The 18,818-nt window shown below is 72.4% G+C and carries 20 protein-coding genes; 10 read left to right on the top strand and 10 right to left on the bottom strand.

Features of this window, described 5'->3' with window-relative positions:
• The first annotated feature begins 2 nt into the window (after positions 1 to 2).
• Complete coding sequence (locus N801_RS05065; RefSeq protein WP_035933800.1) at positions 3 to 869, top strand: DNA-formamidopyrimidine glycosylase family protein; 867 nt, start codon at positions 3 to 5, stop codon at positions 867 to 869.
• Here the strand turns inward: N801_RS05065 and N801_RS05060 are convergent.
• The 5 genes from N801_RS05060 to rimO form a co-directional block, all read right to left on the bottom strand.
• Positions 854 to 1,420 carry a GrpB family protein gene (locus N801_RS05060; protein WP_035933798.1) on the bottom strand — a complete coding sequence of 189 codons (567 nt, stop codon included), beginning with the start codon at positions 1,418 to 1,420 and terminating at the stop codon, positions 854 to 856. The genes N801_RS05065 and N801_RS05060 overlap by 16 nt on opposite strands.
• 11 nt (positions 1,421 to 1,431) lie before the next feature.
• Positions 1,432 to 1,731 carry a helix-turn-helix domain-containing protein gene (locus tag N801_RS05055; RefSeq protein WP_035933792.1) on the bottom strand — a complete coding sequence of 100 codons (300 nt, stop codon included), beginning with the start codon at positions 1,729 to 1,731 and terminating at the stop codon, positions 1,432 to 1,434.
• A gap of 142 nt (positions 1,732 to 1,873) precedes the next feature.
• Positions 1,874 to 2,401, bottom strand: a complete 528-nt coding sequence (locus N801_RS05050; protein ID WP_084108243.1) for a CinA family protein — start codon at positions 2,399 to 2,401, stop codon at positions 1,874 to 1,876.
• Positions 2,398 to 3,054 (bottom strand): CDP-diacylglycerol--glycerol-3-phosphate 3-phosphatidyltransferase, encoded by a 657-nt coding sequence (gene pgsA / locus N801_RS05045; RefSeq protein ID WP_035933780.1) that lies wholly within the window; start codon positions 3,052 to 3,054, stop codon positions 2,398 to 2,400. The genes N801_RS05050 and pgsA overlap by 4 nt, the downstream gene beginning before the upstream one ends.
• The gene (gene rimO, locus N801_RS05040; protein WP_035933777.1) at positions 3,051 to 4,451 is read right to left on the bottom strand and encodes a 30S ribosomal protein S12 methylthiotransferase RimO; all 1,401 of its coding nucleotides are present in this window, start codon (positions 4,449 to 4,451) and stop codon (positions 3,051 to 3,053) included. The genes pgsA and rimO overlap by 4 nt, the downstream gene beginning before the upstream one ends.
• Before the next feature lie 208 nt (positions 4,452 to 4,659).
• Here rimO and N801_RS05035 point away from each other — a divergent pair, with 208 nt between their 5' ends.
• Together N801_RS05035 and N801_RS05030 are read left to right on the top strand one after the other, a co-directional pair.
• Positions 4,660 to 5,613, top strand: a complete 954-nt coding sequence (locus N801_RS05035) for a hypothetical protein (protein ID WP_035933772.1) — start codon at positions 4,660 to 4,662, stop codon at positions 5,611 to 5,613.
• Positions 5,614 to 5,627: 14 nt separating this feature from the next.
• Entirely contained in the window at positions 5,628 to 6,812 is a 1,185-nt protein-coding gene (locus tag N801_RS05030) for a dipeptidase (protein ID WP_035933767.1), read from the top strand.
• Positions 6,813 to 6,827: 15 nt separating this feature from the next.
• Here the strand turns inward: N801_RS05030 and N801_RS05025 are convergent, their stop codons facing one another.
• Positions 6,828 to 7,535 carry an ion channel gene (locus tag N801_RS05025; RefSeq protein WP_052112622.1) on the bottom strand — a complete coding sequence of 236 codons (708 nt, stop codon included), beginning with the start codon at positions 7,533 to 7,535 and terminating at the stop codon, positions 6,828 to 6,830.
• Positions 7,536 to 7,588: 53 nt separating this feature from the next.
• Between N801_RS05025 and N801_RS05020 the strand changes: the two genes are divergently transcribed.
• Positions 7,589 to 8,695, top strand: coding sequence for a MauE/DoxX family redox-associated membrane protein (locus N801_RS05020; protein ID WP_035933760.1), 1,107 nt, complete (start codon positions 7,589 to 7,591; stop codon positions 8,693 to 8,695).
• Here N801_RS05020 and N801_RS05015 read toward each other — a convergent pair.
• The 3 genes from N801_RS05015 to dapA all read right to left on the bottom strand — a co-directional run bounded on the left by N801_RS05015 (position 8,679) and on the right by dapA (position 14,181).
• A complete protein-coding gene (locus tag N801_RS05015) occupies positions 8,679 to 11,396 on the bottom strand; it encodes an FtsK/SpoIIIE family DNA translocase (protein WP_084108240.1) in 2,718 nt (905 codons plus the stop codon). The two genes, N801_RS05020 and N801_RS05015, sit on opposite strands and share 17 nt — an antisense overlap.
• A gap of 215 nt (positions 11,397 to 11,611) precedes the next feature.
• Complete coding sequence (locus tag N801_RS05010) at positions 11,612 to 13,297, bottom strand: ribonuclease J (protein ID WP_035933757.1); 1,686 nt, start codon at positions 13,295 to 13,297, stop codon at positions 11,612 to 11,614.
• The gene (gene dapA, locus N801_RS05005; protein WP_035933754.1) at positions 13,294 to 14,181 is read right to left on the bottom strand and encodes a 4-hydroxy-tetrahydrodipicolinate synthase; all 888 of its coding nucleotides are present in this window, start codon (positions 14,179 to 14,181) and stop codon (positions 13,294 to 13,296) included. The genes N801_RS05010 and dapA overlap by 4 nt, the downstream gene beginning before the upstream one ends.
• Before the next feature lie 50 nt (positions 14,182 to 14,231).
• Between dapA and N801_RS05000 the strand changes: the two genes are divergently transcribed.
• Together N801_RS05000 and N801_RS04995 are read left to right on the top strand one after the other, a co-directional pair.
• Positions 14,232 to 15,023 (top strand): thymidylate synthase, encoded by a 792-nt coding sequence (locus N801_RS05000; RefSeq protein ID WP_035933752.1) that lies wholly within the window; start codon positions 14,232 to 14,234, stop codon positions 15,021 to 15,023.
• Between the two features lie 101 nt (positions 15,024 to 15,124).
• Entirely contained in the window at positions 15,125 to 15,589 is a 465-nt protein-coding gene (locus N801_RS04995) for a dihydrofolate reductase (protein WP_035934236.1), read from the top strand.
• Here the strand turns inward: N801_RS04995 and N801_RS04990 are convergent.
• Positions 15,577 to 16,386 (bottom strand): FAD-binding oxidoreductase, encoded by an 810-nt coding sequence (locus N801_RS04990; protein WP_035933751.1) that lies wholly within the window; start codon positions 16,384 to 16,386, stop codon positions 15,577 to 15,579. The genes N801_RS04995 and N801_RS04990 overlap by 13 nt on opposite strands.
• A gap of 41 nt (positions 16,387 to 16,427) precedes the next feature.
• On the opposite strand from N801_RS04990, the gene N801_RS04985 reads away from it, so the two are divergent.
• The 4 genes from N801_RS04985 to N801_RS04970 are packed head-to-tail and all read left to right on the top strand — an operon-like array spanning position 16,428 to position 18,803.
• The gene (locus N801_RS04985; protein WP_035933749.1) at positions 16,428 to 17,156 is read left to right on the top strand and encodes an enoyl-CoA hydratase; all 729 of its coding nucleotides are present in this window, start codon (positions 16,428 to 16,430) and stop codon (positions 17,154 to 17,156) included.
• The gene (locus N801_RS04980) at positions 17,153 to 17,746 is read left to right on the top strand and encodes a GNAT family N-acetyltransferase (protein WP_035933745.1); all 594 of its coding nucleotides are present in this window, start codon (positions 17,153 to 17,155) and stop codon (positions 17,744 to 17,746) included. Before N801_RS04985 ends, N801_RS04980 begins: the two co-directional genes overlap by 4 nt.
• Positions 17,743 to 18,492, top strand: a complete 750-nt coding sequence (locus N801_RS04975) for an AzlC family ABC transporter permease (RefSeq protein ID WP_052112621.1) — start codon at positions 17,743 to 17,745, stop codon at positions 18,490 to 18,492. Before N801_RS04980 ends, N801_RS04975 begins: the two co-directional genes overlap by 4 nt.
• Complete coding sequence (locus N801_RS04970; protein ID WP_035933744.1) at positions 18,489 to 18,803, top strand: AzlD domain-containing protein; 315 nt, start codon at positions 18,489 to 18,491, stop codon at positions 18,801 to 18,803. Before N801_RS04975 ends, N801_RS04970 begins: the two co-directional genes overlap by 4 nt.
• Positions 18,804 to 18,818: the final 15 nt, after the last annotated feature.

The raw sequence follows: 18,818 nt of genomic DNA, 5'->3' as shown, positions 1-18,818 counted from the left end.
GCGTGCCTGAGGGCGACACCGTCTGGCGCACCGCTCACCGGCTCGACCAGGCTCTGTCCGGCGAGACGATCACGCTGAGCGACTTCCGGTTCCCCGAGATCGCCACCGCCGACCTGCGCGGCGCGGCGACCATCGACGTGGTGAGCCGGGGCAAGCACCTCCTGCACCGCGTCGACTCGGGGCTGACCATCCACTCCCACCTCAGGATGGAGGGACAGTGGCGGGTCGAGCGGGTCGCGGACACCGCGCGTTGGCTGCGCCGTGCCGACCTGCGTGCCGCGGTCGGCACGCGGACCTGGTCGGCCCTCGGCCTCCGGCTCGGCATGCTCGAGATCGTGCCGACCTCCCGTGAGGGTGACGTCGTCGGCCATCTCGGCCCCGACGTCCTCGGACCCGACTGGGACCCCGAGCGTGCGGTCGCGAACGTCCTCGCCTCGGGCACGGTGATCGGGGCCGCCCTGCTCGACCAGCGGGTGCTCGCCGGGGTCGGCACGCTGTGGGCGTCGGAGTCCCTCTTCATCGAGCGCGTCGGTCCGTGGACCCCGGCGAGCGAGGTGGGTCCGGCCCGGGTGGAGGCCCTCGTCGCGCGGATCCACCGCCTCATGGACGCGTCACGCCACCACGCCGTCCAGTCGAGCACCGGCGTGCGGCGTCGCGGCGAGGAGCACTACGTGCACGCGCGCTCCGGACGAGCGTGCCGTCGCTGCGGCGGCCCGGTGCGGGTGTCGATGATCGGGCCCGCCGGACGGGAGCGGACGATGTTCTACTGCCCGGCCTGCCAGGGAGGCATGGCTCCCGGCGACGACGGCCGGGCGCAGCGCCCGCTCGGCTCCTCGGGCGGACGGTCGAACCCCTACCGCCGCGCCTGAGCGGCCCGGCGCAGGATGTCCTCGACGATCTCGGACTTCGCGTCCGCGTAGTCCTGGACGTAGCGCCACCGGCGCGTGGCCAGCTCGCGCTTCACCGCGGCATACCGCTCCCGGTCACCCGGGTGGGAGCGGAGCCGGTCCCGGAAGGTGAGCATGCGCGCGATCTCCGAGGACGCGAGGCCGGGCGAGAGCACGTGCAGGTTGACGTTGTGCGTGCTTCCCCGTGCCGTCGTCCGGTAGAGCACGCGGTGCTCCAGCCAGTCGGGCTCGCGGATCTGGAGCCAGTAGCCGAGCGAGACCAGGGCCGGGACGTAGGCGTCCTCGTCGGCAGAGTCCGGCACCTGGAGGAGGATGTCGATGACCGGCTTGGCCGGGAGGTCCGGCACCGAGGTCGACCCCACGTGGTCGACGGCGAGCGCCGTCGGTCCCAGGGCGGCACGGATCTCCGCCGCGTCCTCGGCCCAGACGTCCGGCCACGCCGGATCCGGGTCGTGGAGCACGACGGGGACGGACCAGGGTTCTGGCCGCTCCCCGACGACCGGGTCGCCCATCGGCGGTGGGCTCAGGCCGCGGAGGCGGAGACGACGGCGCGGTCGCCGACGGGCAGCGAGACCGGGGCGCTGAGCGACTCGACGTGGGCGACGCGGCGGCTCACGTCGTCGAGGACGATCGACATCGGCACGTCGAGGGCGTCGCACACGGCGGCGAGCAGCTCGGAGGAGGCCTCCTTGACACCGCGCTCGATCTCGCTGAGGTAGCCGAGGGACACCGATGCCGAGGCGGCCACGTCGCGCAGGGTGCGGCTCTGGTCCTGGCGGCGCTCACGCAGGACCTCACCGAGCTCGTGTCGGAGCAGAATCATGAGCGGGCCTCCCTTCGCTGTGGGCCGGTGGTCGTGGACTCCACGCTACATCGCGGGGGGCACCTCACGTCGAAGGGTTCGGCGAGTTGGGCTATTCCCGCAGGTCGCCGGACATCGCGGCCGGCAGAGCCCCGGTGTGTCGTCAGGGCGACGCGGTCAGCGCCTCGGCGAGCAGGTCGAGCACAGCGACCACCGACGAGGACCGGACGGCCTCGCGGTCGCCGCTGAGGGTCAGGGCGCGGGTCGTCGGCTCGGGACCCCACGGACCGGACACCGCCACGTGGACGGTGCCCGCCGGCACACCGTCGGAGGGCCCCGGGCCGGCGACCCCCGTGGTCGCGAGACCCACGTCGGTGCCGAGCAGGCGTCGCACGCCGAGGGCCATCTGCGCGGCCACGAGCGCATCGACCGGCCCCACCTCGGACAGCCGGCGGCGGTCGACACCGAGCAGCTCCGCCTTGACGTCGGTGGCATAGGCGACGACGGCCCCGCGCACCGTGTCGGACGATCCCGGCACGGAGGTCAGTGCGGCGCAGACGAGCCCGCCGGTGAGCGACTCGGCGGTGCCGACCGTCCACCCCCGGGCGACGAGGAGCGGCACGACGGCCTCCGGCCCGCGACGGGGTGCGGGGTCCGTTGCGGGATCCGGTGCGGGGTCCGGCGCGGTCACCCGCGCTGCTCCGGGTCCCGCCTGGCGGCGCGAGCAGCCTTCTTGGCCAGGGCGCGCGGGCTGGTGCGGCGCAGCCGGAGGGCGTCGACGGCATAGTCCACGCCGGTGACCACGGTGACGACGAGGGCCGCGACGAGCGTCACCCACGCCACCACGTCGAGGACGCCCTCGAACGGGAGCGAGAAGCGCGGGAGGACGAAGAACCCGAGGGCCAGGGCCTGGAGGAGGGTCTTGACCTTGCCCCCGCGTCCGGCCGCCATGACGCCGTGGCGGATCACCCAGAACCGCATGGCGGTGATGCCCCACTCACGCACGACGATGACGACCGTGATCCACCACGGGATGTCGCCGATGACCGAGAGGGCGACGAGCGCCATGGTCACGAGCGCCTTGTCGGCGATCGGGTCGGCCACCTTGCCGAAGTCGGTGATGAGGCCGCGGCTGCGTGCGATGTCGCCGTCGATCCGGTCGGTGATCATCGCGACGGTGAAGACACCGAGGGCCCACCACCGGGTCGAGGCGTCCTGGCCCTCCCCCCAGAGGAGCAGCCACCCGAACACCGGCACGAGGAGCAGCCGGAGCACGGTCAGCCCGTTGGCGACGTTCCACGCGCTCGGGGCGATCCGGGAGACCGGGGTCGTGCGGTCGGTCATGTCGGGTCCGCGACCAGGTCGATGCCCTCGGTCCCGACGACCCGTGCACGCACCGTCTCGCCGGGGGCGGCCGTGACACCCACGAGCCGGGTGGTGCCGTCGACGTCGGGGCCCTGGTGCTCGGCGCGACCGACGGCGTCGCCGGTCTCGTCGTCGGTCTCCTCGACGAGCACCCGCACCGTCTCACCGATGCGGTCCTCGGCGCGCTGGGCGGTGAGCTCCTCGATGAGGTCGGTGATGCGCTCGACCCGCTCGGCGATGGCCGCGGCGGGGACCTTGTCGGACAGCAGCTCGCCCTCGGTGCCGTCCTCGTCCGAGTAGCCGAACACCCCGACCACGTCGAGGCGCGCCGCCGTGAGGAACTGCGCGAGCTCGTCGACCTCGGCCTCGGTCTCGCCCGGGAAGCCGACGATGACGTTGCTGCGGATGCCGGCGAGCGGCGAGCGGCGACGGACGTCGTCGATGAGGCCGAGGAAAGCCTCCGTGCCACCGAACCGTCGCATGCGTCGCAGGAGCGGCGCCGACGCGTGCTGGAAGGACAGGTCGAACCACGGCATGACCTCGGGGATCGCGACCATGGCGTCGAGCAGCCCGGGGCGGACCTCGGCGGGCTGGAGGTAGGAGACGCGCACTCGCTCGATCCCGTCGAGCCCGGCGAGCTCGGGCAGGAGGGCGTCCATGAGGGCGAGGTCCCCGAGGTCCTTGCCGTACGACGTGGAGTTCTCGCTGACGAGGAAGAGCTCACTCACGCCCTGGGTGGCGAGCCAGCGTGCCTCGTCGATGACGTCGGTGGGGCGGCGCGACACGAAGGACCCGCGGAACATCGGGATGGCACAGAAGGCGCACCGACGGTCGCAGCCGCTCGCGATCTTCAGCGGGGCCCACGGTCCGGTCCCGAGCCGGGCGCGAGGGGCTGAGTGTCCGGGCAGCGCGACGTCGGCGGCGGCACCCTGACGGGTGGCCGGGGAGAGCGGAAGCAGCTTGCGGCGGTCGCTGGGCACGTGGCTGGGCACCGTGCCGCCGTCGAGGATGGTCCGCAGGTGCGTCGACATGTCGGCATACGTGTCGAAGCCGAGGACCGCGTCGGCCTCGGGGAGCTCGTCGGCCAGGGTCTGGCCGTACCGCTCGGCCAGGCAGCCCACCGCCACGACCTTCTGGGTGCGGCCGGTCTCCTTGAGCGACGACGCCTCGATGAGGCTGTCGATCGAGTCCTTCTTGGCCTGCTCGACGAAACCGCACGTGTTGACGACGGCGACGTCCGCGTCCGCCGCGTCGTCGACGAGGGTCCAGCCGCCCGCCGCGAGCCGACCGGCCAGCTCCTCGGAGTCGACGTCGTTGCGGGTGCAGCCCAAGGTGACGACGGCCACCGAGCGGGAGGTCGTCGCGGAAGCAGGCATGGGTGCCACTCTAGTTGGGCCGAAGGAGTGCGCCTGCAGGCCCGGATCCGCACCGGCCGACCACAAGTCGTCACAAAGCCGGTCACCCGACGTCGCGAAGCCGACGACAAGTCATCACAAGTGTTGCCGAAAGGGCTGTTCAGGGGCGGTTCGGCGGTGGATACTCAGCCGCGACACACCGTCACACCATTCGATCAAGGGGTCCCTCATGTCCACAAAGGTCAACGCTGCCTTCAACCGCCGCACGGCCATACGAGCCGGCGCCGTGGGTGCGGCCGCCAGCGCGGTCACCGTCGTCACCGCCACCGGGGCAGAAGCTGCCCCGGGTCAGCCGATCCTGCAAGGTCTGTCCAACAACGCCGGCACCGCCGGCACCACGCTCATCAGTGCCGGCTCCGGCATCACGCTCACGGTCCGCAACAACGGTGCCGGCGCTGGGGCATTCTTCTTCGCTCAGAACAACAACGGCTTCGCCGGTGGCACAGGGGCAGGGTCGAAGTACGGCCTGTCGGCTGCCAACACCGGAAGCGCCAGCTCCGGCGCCGGCATGGCCGCGAGTGGAATCAACAACACCGGTGTGCTCGCCAACACGGCGAACGTGGACCGCTACGCGGTCGAGGCGACCAACCTCTCCACGACGAGCTCCGGTGACGGCGGCGCGGGCGGCGGCATCTGGGCCGACGGTGGTGACGGGGTCGGCATCGCCGCGCTCTCCCCCATCGGCGTCCCCGCCGTCGTCTCCATCGGTGACACCTACTACATCGAGGGCCACGAGGTCGTCCTCACCCTGAGCTCGGTCGTCTACGGCGTGACGTCCGCCAACGGACCGGAGGTGACGTTCAGCGGCCAGATCACGCTCAACGGCTCCGGCGCCGGCGCCGCCACCCTCGATGCCGCGACCGTCGCCGACGTCGACCTCACCGAGCCGGTGTCGCTCGTCTCCCCGATCACCGGACCGATGCCGAACCTGTGGATCTCGACGAGCCCGGCCGGAGTCGTGTCCGTGGCCGGCGGCGCCGCGGGGGGCACCGTGTCCTACCGCGTCATCGGAGTCCGCAACGACTGGTCGATCGCCCTGGACGCGGCCGACACCAAGGCCAAGCGCACCACCGCCAGGGCGAAGAGCCTCGCCACCGCCCTCCTCAAGCGCGCCGGCCGCTGACCTAGGTTGGGGCGATGACCTCGACGCCCCAGCGCATCGGCGACCTGCTCGCGAGCCATCCCGTGTGGGACGGTCACAACGACCTCCCGTGGGCCTCTCGCGAGCAGGTCGCCTACGACCTCGACCGACTCGACATCGGCGGCGAGGTCCCCTCGACCCACACCGACCTTCCCCGGATGCGCCGCGGTGGCGTGGGCGCGCAGTTCTGGTCGGTCTACGTCGACGCGAAGTGGGCCGGTGAGCGGGCGGTCACGGCCACCCTCGAGCAGGTCGACTTCGTGCGGACGATGACGAGCCGGTATGCCGGTGAGCTGGCTCTCGCGGTGAGCTCGACCGACGTCCGCGCGGCTCGCGCGTCAGGTCGCATCGCCTCGCTCATGGGTGCCGAGGGGGGTCACAGCATCGACAGCTCGCTCGGTGCCCTCCGGATGCTGCACGCCCTCGGGGTGCGCTACCTCACCCTCACCCACAACGACAACGTGCCCTGGGCCGACTCCGCCACCGACGAGCCGGTGCTCGGGGGCCTGTCCGCGTTCGGCCACGAGGTCGTGCGTGAGATGAACCGCATCGGCATGGCCGTCGACCTCTCCCACGTCTCGGCCGACACGATGCGCGACGCGCTCGAGACCTCCCTCGCACCGGTGATGTTCTCGCACTCCTCGGCCCGGGCCGTGTGCGACCACCCGCGCAACGTGCCCGACGACGTCCTCGCGACGCTCGCGACCAAGGGCGGGCTCTGCATGGTCACCTTCGTCCCCAAGTTCATCTCACCGGCCGTGCGCGAGTGGGACCTCGAGGCCGCCGACGCGGCCGCGACGGAAGACGTCCACTGGGCCGACCACACGGCATACAGCGCCTTCATCGAGCGGCACAAACAGGCGAACCCCCAGCCGCACGCCACCGTCGACGACGTCGTCGCGCACGTCGAGCACGTGCGTGAGGTCGCCGGCGTCGAGCACATCGGGCTCGGCGGCGACTACGACGGTGTCGACCAGCTCCCCACCGGGCTCGAGGACGTCGCGGGCTACCCGAGGCTGCTCGGCGCCCTCGCCGAGCGGGGCTGGTCCGACGAGGACCTCGGCAGGCTCACGTGGGGCAACGCCATGCGCGTGCTCGAGGGCGTCGAGGAGGTCGCGCGCGACGTCTCCGCGACCCGCGGCCCGAGCATCGCGCGCATCGAGGACCTCGACGGCCGCTGAGCCGACTCCGCGCGGTCAGTTCCGGCTGCGCAGCACCGTGAGCGCGACGAGTCGTGAGATGACCATGGCGATGTACATGACCCCGCCCAGCTGCTCGAGGATGGCGAAGGCCCTCGCCTGGGAGCCGACCGGCACGATGTCCGACAGGCCGACGCTGGTGAGGTTCGCCGCCGACAGGTACAGCAGCTCGAGGAAGCTGCGCTGGACCGTCTCGTCGTGGCCGATGAACGACCCGGGCCACAGCTCCTGGATGGCCAGGAAGAGGTAGGTGAAGGCGAAGAGCAGCACCGTGAAGGCCGCGCCGACCGCGAACATCTCATCCTTGGTGACCCACGCGTCCTCGAACATGTAGGAGACGAGCCCGTAGGCCGTGTAGAAGTAGAAGAGCGACAAGGCGGTGTGGGCCAGGGCCACCACGACCGTGTTGCCGGGTGACGCGACCGACCAGATCTCGAGCATGCCGGCAGGAAGGCCGAGGAGCACCGACAGCCACGTGAGCGCGGGCGTGCTCCGGACCGTGAAGACGGCCACCGTGAGGGCACACAGGCTCAGTACGGTGAGGGCGACCCGGCCGTACTCGAGTCCCTGGAGCCATGGCAGCAGCACGATGACGAGCAGCTGGACGGCGAGGAGGAAGGCCGACGGCTGCTTGCGCAGCACCGCGGCCCACCGTTCGGTGCGGGTCGGAGGCTCGCGCAGGTCGTCCCAGAGAGTCGTCTCCATGGGCGTCACTCTAGGCGCGTCCGCGGACGGCTGCGCCGACCTAGGATGACGACATGCGCCACGCCGCCTGGGTGATCCCGCCACTCGTGCTCGCGGGGGTGCTGGGCCTGGCCGCCGCCGCCAAGTGGGGCAGGGGCGAGTCGCTGCGCTCGGTCGTGGCCAACCTCGAGCTCCCGGCCTGGGTGCTCCCGCGGGCCCTGGCCCGCGCCGTTCCCGTGGTCGAGCTCGCCCTCGTCGCAGGGCTCCTCACGCCGTGGCGGCCGGTCTTCGCCCTCGCCAGCGGCGGCGCGCTCGTCCTCATGACGGTCTACTGGGGGCTCATCGCCCGCGGGCTCAGCCTCTCCCCCCGGCCGTCCTGCGACTGCTTCGGCGAGGTCGGCAACCACGAGGTCACCGGGCGGACGCTGCTGCGCAACACGCTGCTCGTCGCGGCCGCCGTGGCGTCCACCGCCCTCGCGGCGTCGGGCCGCACGGTCTGGTCACTGCTCGGCGGAGCCGACCGCGGAGACGGGCTGTGGCTGGCGTTCGGCGCCCTCGCCTGCGTCGTCACCGGACTCGTCCTCGGGGGGCCGGCGGCGCCGCAGCGGGCTGCCAGCGCGACGCCACCCGGGCCGGGCGGGCCCGCGCCTGCCGCGTTCCCCGGCGACGTCGAGGACGGGGACGACGACGAGTACGCGCGGGCCCCCACGCCGTCGGCCGTGCTCCACCGACCCGACCGGGGGCCGGTCACCCTCCTCGAGCTGTCCCGCCGCAGGGCCCAGCTGCTCGTCTTCGTCAACTGCTACTGCGCGTCGACCAAGGCCGCGATGGCCGACCTCGACGGCTGGAACGCGCGTCTCGACCAGGTCGACGTGCGGATCGTCTTCTCCGTGCCCATCGCGGAGAAGTTCGTCGGCCCCCCGCCGAGCGGTACGCTCCTCGACCACGCCGGGCTCGTGTGGACGAGCCTGGGCCTGACGAGGTCGCCCAGCGCGGTGCTGCTGGGGGTGGACGGCTACCTCGCCGGGGGGCCCGTGGGTGGGTCGGACGAGGTCCGGGCCTTCATCGACGACGTCGGGGACGCCCTGCGGGAGGTGCCCGACCCGTCCGCCGTCGTGCCAGCGGCTGACGGGTCCGACCCGGCACCTGCCGAGTCGGACCCGGTCACCTCCGGCCGGTGAGCTCCCAGGCGTCCTCGCTGTCGTCCTCGTCCTCGTCCCACGGCTCCACCCGGGGGCGGCTCTCGAGGTCGGCGGCCACCGCGTCGATGCCGTAGCGGTCGTGCGGGGCAGGTCGCGGCTGCGGTGCCGGTGACGCCTCCGACGGCGCGTCGGGCGCCTCGTTGTCGAAGGCCGGGTCGGCGTCGATCACCTCGTCGCCGCGCATGAGGGCCAGGGTGGTCGGCAGGTCGTCGGGGCGGACGAGCACGTCGCGGGCCTTGGAGCCCTCCGACGGACCGACGACGCCACGCGACTCGAGGAGGTCCATGAGTCGCCCGGCCTTGGCGAAGCCCACCCGCAGCTTGCGCTGCAGCATCGACGTCGACCCGAACTGCGTCGTCACGACGAGCTCGGTGGCCTGCAGCAGCAGGTCGAGGTCGTCGCCGATGTCGTCGTCGATCTGCTTCTTGGACGCGACGACGGTGACGTCGTCGCGGTAGGTCGGCTTGAGCTGGCCGGTGACGTGGGCGACGATCTCCTGGATCTCGGACTCGGTGACCCAGGCGCCCTGCACACGCATGGGCTTGCTCGAGCCCATGGGCAGGAAGAGGCCGTCACCCTGGCCGAGGAGCTTCTCGGCCCCGGGCTGGTCGAGCACGACCCGGCTGTCGCCCAGCGACGAGGTCGCGAACGCCATCCGGCTCGGCACGTTGGCCTTGATGAGGCCCGTGACGACGTCGACCGACGGCCGCTGGGTCGCGAGCACGAGGTGGATTCCGGCGGCCCGCGCGAGCTGGGTGATGCGGACGATCGACTCCTCGACGTCGCGCGGAGCGACCATCATGAGGTCGGCGAGCTCGTCGATGATGACGAGCAGGTAGGGGTAGGGGTGGATGACGCGCTGCGACCCGGGCAGCGGCTGCACCTTGCCCGACTTGACCGCCTTGTTGAAGTCGTCGACGTGCTTGTAGCCGTAGGCCGCGAGGTCGTCGTAGCGGGTGTCCATCTCGCGCACGACCCACTGGAGGGCCTCGGCGGCCTTCTTGGGGTTGGTGATGATCGGGGTGATGAGGTGCGGGATGCCCTCGTACGCCGTGAGCTCGACCCGCTTCGGGTCGACGAGGACCATGCGGACCTCGTCCGGCGTCGAGCGCATGAGCACCGAGGTGATCATCGAGTTGATGAAGCTCGACTTGCCCGAGCCCGTCGCACCGGCCACGAGGAGGTGCGGCATCTTGGCGAGGTTGGCGATGACGTAGCCGCCCTCGACGTCCTTGCCGACGCCCATGACCATCGGGTGGTGGTTGTCCCGGGCGACCCGGCTGCGCAGGACGTCGCCGAGGCAGACCATCTCCTTGTCCGGGTTCGGGATCTCGATGCCGATCGCGGACTTGCCGGGGATGGGGCTGAGGATGCGCACGTCGGCCGACGCGACGGCATACGCGATGTTCTTGGAGAGCGCGGTCACGCGCTCGACCTTGATGCCGGGGCCGAGCTCGACGACGTAGCGCGTGACCGTCGGGCCGCGGGTGAACCCCGTGACCTGGGCGTCGATGCCGAACTCGTCGAGGACGGTCGTCAGCGACTCGACGACGCGGTCGTTGGCCTCGGAGCGCTCCTTGTGCGGCGCGCCCTGCTTGAGCGCGGCGTTGTCGGGGAGCGTGTAGGTGATGTCACCGGCGAGGGAGAGCTGCTCGACGCGCTGCGGCAACGGCGTCGTCGGGGGCGCCTCGAGACGGACCTGCTCGACCGGCGCCGCGGAGGGGGCGAGCACGCCGGGGGCGGTCGGGCGCTTCTGGCCGGGGCGGAAGCCGCTGTCCTCGGGGGCCTTCGCCGGCGTCGCCGGTGCCTTGCCCCTGCCGGACCTGCCCTTCTCCTCGTAGTCGACGATCGCCGCCTGCTCGTAGGCCTCGTCGCCGACCATCGGCTCGTCGGTGAAGTCCCGGCGGCGGCGCGGCTTCTTGACCGGGACCTCGTCGGTGGCGTCGGCGTCGCGCTCGGGCAGCGGGTGGCCGAGGAGCGCGGCCCGCAGGTGGTCGAACCGGTTCGGGATCTCGTGCACCGGCGTCGCGGTGAGCACGAGCAGCCCGAAGATCCCGAGGAGGAGGAGCAGCGGGATCGTGCCGTAGACGGAGACCGCCGCCTCGAGCGGGCTGGAGGCGAGGAAGCCGATGATGCCGCCGGCCGCGCGCATCCCGTCGGCCCCGGCCGGGGGCTGGGGGATGCCGGCGGAGACGTGGACGACGCCGCAGGCCGCGAAGGCGAGCAGGGCGGTGCCGATGGACATGCGGTTGGTGGCCGAGTGCCCTCGCGGGGTGCGCCAGAGGTGGAGGCCGAAGAGCAGCAGGACGATCGGGAGGGCGTAGGCGACGCGCCCGAACGTGCCCGCGACCACGGCGTGGACGGCGTTGCCGACGACACCGGTCAGGCCCCACCACTCGCGGGCGGCGACGACGACGGCGAGCGCGATGAGGGCGAGGCCGGCGCCGTCGCGGCGGTGCTCGGGCTCGAGGTCCTGCCCGACGTGGGAGACCTTGCGGACGGTCCCGCCGGTGACGTGGGCCAGGCCCATCCAGGCGCCCTTGACGGCGGCGAGGGGCAGCGGGGTGGCGCCCTTGGCGGGCGCCTTCTTGCGGCTCGTCGTGCGAGCGGGCGCGCGCCGGTTCGCCGGACGGCTGCTGGCCGTGCGGGAGCGCGCTGGTGTCGTCGAACGAGAGGCCATGCTCCGCACCCTAGGCGAAAGTCACCCTGGACACACGCGTCACACGCGCCCCACCGACTGATTGCGCATTCCGCCCGGCGACCCCACCGACTGATTGCGCATTCCGCCCGGCGAGCTCCAGCGAGCCGGGCGGAATGCGCAATCAGTCGGTCAAGAGGCGGGCGAGCTCCAGCGAGCCGGTCGGAATGCGCAATCAGTCGGTCAAGAGGCGAGAGTCACGCTTCGATGACGACGGGGATGATCATCGGGCGGCGACGGATCTTGCGTCCGACCCACCCGCCGATGGCGCGCCGCATGACCTGCTCGAGCTGGTAGCTGTCGACGACCCCGTGGGCCGTCGCGTCGTCCAGCGCCGCGACCAGGCGCGGCATGACGTCGTCGAAGGCCACGTCGCCCTCGACGAAGCCGCGGGCGGTGATCTCCGGTCCGGCGACGATCTTGCCGCTCGAGGAGTCCATGACGACGATGACCGAGATGAAGCCCTCGTCGCGCAGGATCCGGCGGTCCTTGAGGAGGCCCTCGTCGGCCTCCCCCACCGAGGACCCGTCGACGTAGACGTAGCCGCAGGGCACCGCCCCCGCGACGCGGACGCGGCCGTCGACGAGGTCGACGACGACGCCGTCCTCGACGACGACGACACCCCTGGGGTCGACGCCCGTCGCGAGCGCGAGGTCGGCGTTGGCCCTCAGGTGCCGCCACTCGCCGTGCACCGGCATGACGTTGCGCGGCTTGACGATGTTGTAGCAGTAGAGGAGCTCGCCTGCGCTGGCGTGGCCGGAGACGTGGACGCGGGCGTTGCCCTTGTGGACGACGTCGGCGCCGAGGCGCATGAGCCCGTTGATGACGCGGTGGACGGCGTTCTCGTTGCCCGGGATGAGCGAGGACGCGAGGAGGACGGTGTCGCCCTCCCCCACCTCGATCTGGTGGTCGCGGTTGGCCATGCGCGACAGTGCCGCCATGGGCTCGCCCTGGGAGCCGGTGCAGATGAGCGTGACCCTGTCGTCCGGCAGGTCCCCGAGCCGCTTGAAGTCGACGAGGATGCCGTCCGGCACCTTGAGGTAGCCGAGGTCGGCGGCGATCCCCATGTTGCGGACCATCGAGCGGCCGACCATCGCGACCTTGCGGCCGGACTTCTCGGCGGCGTCGAGGACCTGCTGCACGCGGTGCACGTGCGAGGAGAAGCACGCGACGATGATCCGGCGGCGCGCGTGGCGGAACACCCGGTCGATGGCGGGGGCGATGTCCTTCTCGGGGGTGGTGAACCCCGGCACCTCGGCGTTGGTCGAGTCGGTCATGAAGAGGTCGACGCCCTCCTCGCCGAGGCGCGCGAAGGCGCGCAGGTCGGTGAGCCGGCCGTCGAGCGGCAGCTGGTCCATCTTGAAGTCGCCGGTGTGCAGGATCGTCCCGCCGGACGTGCGCACGAACACCGCGAGGGCGTCGGGGATGGAGTGGTTGACGGCGACGAACTCGCAGTCGAACTGGCCGAACGTCTCGCGGTCGCCCTCCTTCACGCTGAGCGTGAGGGGCGTGATCCGGTGCTCCTTGAGCTTGGCCTCGATGAGGGCCAGGGTCAGCTGCGAGCCCACGAGGGGGAGGTCCGGCTTGAGGCGCAGCAGGAACGGGACGGCCCCGATGTGGTCCTCGTGGCCGTGGGTGAGGACGATCGCCTGGATGTCGTCGAGCCGGTCGGCGATGTGGCTGAAGTCCGGGAGGATGAGGTCGATGCCCGGGTGGTGGTCGTCGGGGAAGAGGACGCCGCAGTCGATGACGAGCAGCTGACCCCGGTGCTCGATGACGGCCATGTTGCGGCCGACCTCGCCCAGGCCACCGAGGGCGACGACACGGACGCCGCCGTCCACGAGGGCCGGCGGCAGGGTGAGCTCGGGGTGCGGGTGGCTCACCGCAGCCCTGCTTCCACGAGGCCGTGACGCAGGACGTCGAGGTGCTCCGGGGGCGACTCGACGAGGGGAAGCCGCACGAACGCCGACTCGATGACGCCGAGCTCGACGAGGGCCGCCTTGGCCATGATCGCGCCCTGCGACTGGGTCATGATCGCGTCGACCGCGGGGATGAGCCGGTGGTGGATCTCCCGTGCGGACGCGAAGTCACCCCGGTTCGTCGCAGCCAGCATCGCGGCATACTCCCTGCCGGCGACGTGACCGACGACCGAGACCACTCCCACCGCACCCTGGGCGAGGTGGGCGAGGCTGAGGACGTCGTCGCCGCTGAACCAGAGCAGGTCGGTCGAGGCCATGACGTGCGACGAGGCCCAGAGGTCGGCCTTGGCGTCCTTGACGGCGAGGATCCGGGGGTGCTCGGCGAGGGCGATGAGCGTCTCCGTCGCGAACGGCGTAGCGGTCCGCCCGGGGATGTCGTAGAGCATGACCGGCAGCTCGGTCGAGTCGGCGACGGCCCGGCAGTGCGCGAGCAGGCCGGCCTGGGTCGGCTTGTTGTAGTACGGCGAGACGAGCAGCAGTGCGTGGGCGCCGACCTCGGCCGCACGGGCCGCCATCTCGATGCTGTGCGCGGTCGCGTTGGACCCGACCCCGGCGGTGACGGCAGCCCGGTCCCCGGCGGTCTCGACCGCCATCCGCACGACGTCGATGCTCTCGTCGTCGGTGAGCGTCGCCGACTCGCCGGTCGTGCCGTTGACGACGATCCCGTCGTGACCGGTCGCGACGAGGTGCTCGACGACCGCACGCACCCCCACCTCGTCGACCGATCCGTCGGGATGCATGGGGGTGACCATGGCCGTGATGACCCGGCCGAAGGGGTTCGTCGTCATGCGGCTCAGGGTAGTGGGTGCCGTCCGAGGGCGGGGCTACGCTCTGGCCCATGCGCCAGTACCTCGACCTGCTCGACCGCATCCTCGACGAGGGTGTCGAGAAGTCCGACCGGACGGGCACCGGCACCCTCTCGGTCTTCGGCCACCAGATGCGGTTCGACCTCGCCGAGGGGTTCCCCGTGGTGACGACGAAGAAGCTGCACCTGCGCTCGATCATCGGCGAGCTGCTGTGGTTCCTGCGCGGCGACACCAACGTGCGCTGGCTGCAGGAGCGCGGCATCTCGATCTGGGACGAGTGGGCCGACGAGCTCGGCGACCTCGGCCCCGTCTACGGCCACCAGTGGCGCTCGTGGCCCACCCCCGACGGTCGCGAGGTCGACCAGGTGGCCAAGGTCATCCAGTCGATCCGCACCAACCCCGACAGCCGCCGTCACATCGTCAGCGCCTGGAACGTCGCCGACGTCGACGACATGGCGCTGCCCCCGTGCCACGCCCTGTTCCAGTTCTACGTGGCCGATGGCCGCCTGTCGTGCCAGCTCTACCAGCGCTCGGCCGACGTCTTCCTCGGCGTGCCGTTCAACATCGCCTCCTACGCGCTGCTCACGATGATGGTGGCCCAGCTCACCGACCTCGAGCCGGGCGAGTTCGTGCACACCCTCGGCGACGCCCACCTCTACTCCAACCACCTCGAGCAGGCCCGCCTCCAGCTCACCCGGGAGCCGCGCGCCCTCCCGACGATGACCATCGCGCGCAAGGAGAGCATCGACGCCTACGACCTCGACGACTTCGAGCTCGTCGGCTACGACCCTCACCCGCCGATCAAGGCGCCCATCGCGGTCTGACCGCAGGCGTCCGTAGGCCGGCCCACGCAGAGCGTGGGACCCGCGCCCGCCGTGCGCGGACGGCCTGCCGACGGGTGTCGGTGGGTCCTACAGTGAACGGCATGACCCAGGTGACACTCATCGCGGCGGTGGGACGCAACGGCGTCATCGGTGCCGACAACGACATGCCATGGCACCTGCCCGAGGACTTCGCCTTCTTCAAGCGGACGACGATGGGCCACGCGATGATCATGGGGCGCAGGACGTTCGACTCGATCGGGCGGGTCCTGCCGGGGCGGCGCACCATCGTCATCACCCGCCAGCCGGACTGGCACCACCCCGACGTCGAGACCGTCCACTCGCTCGACGACGCTCTCGGGCTCGCGGGTCCCGTGGGTGAGGTCTTCGTCGCCGGTGGCGGAGAGGTCTACCGGCAGGCGATGCCCTTCGCGCACCGCCTGCTCATCACCGAGGTCGACCAGGAGCCCGAGGGCGACGTGCGCTTCCCCGAGATCGACCCGACCCAGTGGCGCGAGACCGCGCGCGTGGAGCGCGACGGCTTCGCGTGGGTGACCTACGAGCGCTGAGCCTTGAGCGGGTCGACCGGCCCGGTGGAGGTGAACCGCTCGCGGTGGATGCGTCCCGCGGCGATGCCCTGCCCGCCGAGCCACGACTCGACGTCGGCGATGAGGCCCTCGGGCCCGCACAGCCACCAGTCGTCGACGCCCTCGATGCCGCCGACGTCGTCGAGCACGTCGCGGATGACCAGGGCGTCGATCCGGCCCCGGCGCACCCCGGGCACCCGCTCCCGGCTGAGGACGTGCTCGACGCGGAGCCGACCGTCGGAGACGGCCTCCAGCAGGTCGAGCTCGCGGCCCAGGACGGTCGAGTCCCGCGTGCGGTTGGCGACGATGAGGTCCACCGTGGACTCGGGGTGCTGCTCGAGGGCCGCGGCGGCGATCGCGAGGACGGGCGTGATGCCCGAGCCGCCGACGACTCCGACGTGGTGGCGCGGCCCGTCGACCTCGTCGAGCACGAACTCCCCCAGCGGCGGCAGGACCCCCATGATCTCGCCGACCTCGACCTCGGTGGCCAGCCACGGGGACATCCGCCCGCCCTGCACGGCGGCAGCCGCGATCCGGATGACGCCCTCGCTGCGGGCGCGGCTCGGCGGCACCCAGATCGAGTAGGACTGGCGGACGTCCTCCCCACCGACGAGGGCGCGCAGGGTCACGTACTGCCCGGCCCGGTAGTCGACGAAGACGGGCATGGTGCCGACGTCGAACCCGATCGACACGGCGTGCTCGGCAACCGGGTCCACCTCGGCGACGACGAGGGGGCGGAAGAGCGGGTGCGGCTTCGAGGGCCGGCGGAGCAGGGACACGGCCCCATCCTCACAAACGCCGTCCGGTTAGGCTCGACCGCGTGGCGATTCACTCACGCAGCACGGACCGGGTCACGGTCATCACCCTCGACCGACCGGAACGACGCAACGCCCTGAACCACGACGCCCTCGACGAGCTCGACACGGCCGTCGAACGCGCCGTCGGCGACTCGCGGGCCGTCGTCGTCACCGGGAACGGTGGCCACTTCTGCGCCGGCGCCGACCTCACCGAGCTCGAGGACGTCGGGTTCACCGACCGGCTCGCCGAGGTCCTCGCCCGCCTGTCCGCGGCGCCGGTCACCACGGTCGCGGCGATCTCGGGGTCGTGCATGGGGCTCGGGATGCAGCTCGCCGTGGCGTGCGACCTCCGGGTCGTCGCCGACGACGCGCGGTTCGCGGTCCCGGTCGCCAGGCTCGGCCTCATGGTCGACCACTGGACGCTCGAGCGGGTGAGCCGGTTCTGGGGCGAGGGTGCGGCCCGGCACATGGTGCTGACCGGCGCGGTGCTCACGGCGGACGACGCGTGGCGGCTGGGCTTCGCGCAGGAGCGCGGGGACCTCGACGCCGCCGTGGCGCTGGCAGCGCGCGCCGCCGACCTCGCCCCCCTGACCCAGGCCGGGTCCAAGCTCGGCTTCGAGGCGCACGGCGCCGACCACGCCGAGGTCGCACGCTACGAGGCGGCCTTCGCCACGGCGTGGTCGAGCGACGACCTCTCCGAGGGACGCGCCGCCTTCCGCGAGCGCCGCACGCCGGAGTTCCTGGGCCGATGAGCGAGCACGAGGGACACTCGCACGCCGCCGGGCCGACCGCCGACGCGAGCGTGCGCACGGCCGTGCCGACCGACGCGCCCGCCGTGGGGGTGGTGCAGGCGGCCGTCTGGACCCAGGCGTATGCCGGCCGCGTGCCCGACGACGTCGTCGCCCAGTTCGTCGCCCCGTCCTTCGCGAAGGCGTGGCGCAGCTCGCTGGAGCACCCGCCGGAGGGCGTCCACCGGCTGCTCGTGGCCCGCGCCGGCGAGCAGGTCGTCGGCTTCGCCGCCATCGGCCCGAGCCAGGACCCGGACGCCGGTCCCGCGCGCGGAGAGGTCACCGCCATCGGCGTGCACCCCGGTGGCCGGCGGCTCGGTCACGGCTCCCGGCTGCTCAACGCGTGCGTCGACCACCTGCGCGGGGCCGGCGCCGAGGACGTCGCGATCTGGGTCCTCGCCGACGACGAGGCCACCCGGGCCTTCCTCGTCGCCTCGGGGCTCGGGCCCGACGGGGCCTACCGCGACCGGGTGGTCTCCCCCGAGGGCGACACCCTGCGGGAGGTGCGCCTCGTCGCCTCGCTCGCTCCCGACGACGCGGAGCAGGAGGGGTGAGCGCGGCCGCCGCCGGTCACGAGGGTGAGCACGCGGCATACGCACCGCTGGCCGACGAGCAGCGCAGAGCCGTTCTGCGACAGTCCCTCTCGGTCGGCGTGGCGACCGGTGCCTACGGCATCAGCTTCGGCGCGCTCGGCGTCGCGTCGGGGCTGAGCATCCTGCAGACCGTCGCCCTGTCCGTGCTGCTCTTCAGCGGCGGGTCGCAGTTCGCGGTCGTGGGCATCCTCGGGGCGGGCGGCACCGGTCCGGCCGCGGTCGCGACGTCCACCCTGCTGGGCCTGCGCAACGGCCTCTACGCCCTGCAGACCTCGCGCATCCTCGGGGTGGCCGGCCTGCGTCGGCTCCTCGCCGCCCACGTCACCATCGACGAGTCGACGGCCGTCGCCGTGGGCCAGGAGAACCGGCACGCCGGCCGGCTCGGCTTCTGGGCGACCGGGCTGACCGTCTTCGCACTCTGGAACCTCATGACCCTCGTCGGGGCCTACGTCGGCAACGCGCTGGGCGAGCCGGAGCGGTGGGGACTGGACGCCGCCGCCGCCGCGGCCTTCACCGCGCTGCTGTGGCCGCGCCTGCGCAGCCGCGACGCGGCCGCGACGATGGTGCTCGCCGTCGCGATCGCGCTCCTCACCTCACCCCTGCTGCCGGTGGGGGTGCCGGTCATCCTCACCGTGCTCGCCGCGGCCGTCATCGGACTCTCCGGCGGCGGCCGCCACGAGCGGGTCGACCCGGAGGACGTCGCGTGAGCTCGTGGACGATCGTGCTGCTCGCCTCCGGGCTCTCGTTCGCGACGAAGCTCGCCGGCTACCTCGTGCCGGCCGCGTGGGTGGACGGACCCAGGCGCAGCCGGGTGCTCGCGCTGCTGCCGGTGGCGCTGCTCGCGGGGCTGGTGGCGATCCAGACCTTCGGCGGCGACGGCGGGTCGCTCCACGTCGACGCCCGGCTGGCCGCGGTCGGGGCGGCGGTCGTGCTCCTGCTGCTCCGGGCGAACTTCCTCGTCGTCGTCATCGGCGCCGCGGCGGTGGCGGCCGGTCTGCGGGCGCTCGGCTGGGGCTGAGCCCCCCGCTCGCCC

Origin of the sequence: Knoellia aerolata DSM 18566 (assembly GCF_000768695.1) — a bacterium.
GTDB lineage: Bacteria > Actinomycetota > Actinomycetes > Actinomycetales > Dermatophilaceae > Knoellia > Knoellia aerolata.
Note: the sequence above shows the minus strand (reverse complement) of the source record. Positions and strands in the feature narration are given on the sequence as shown.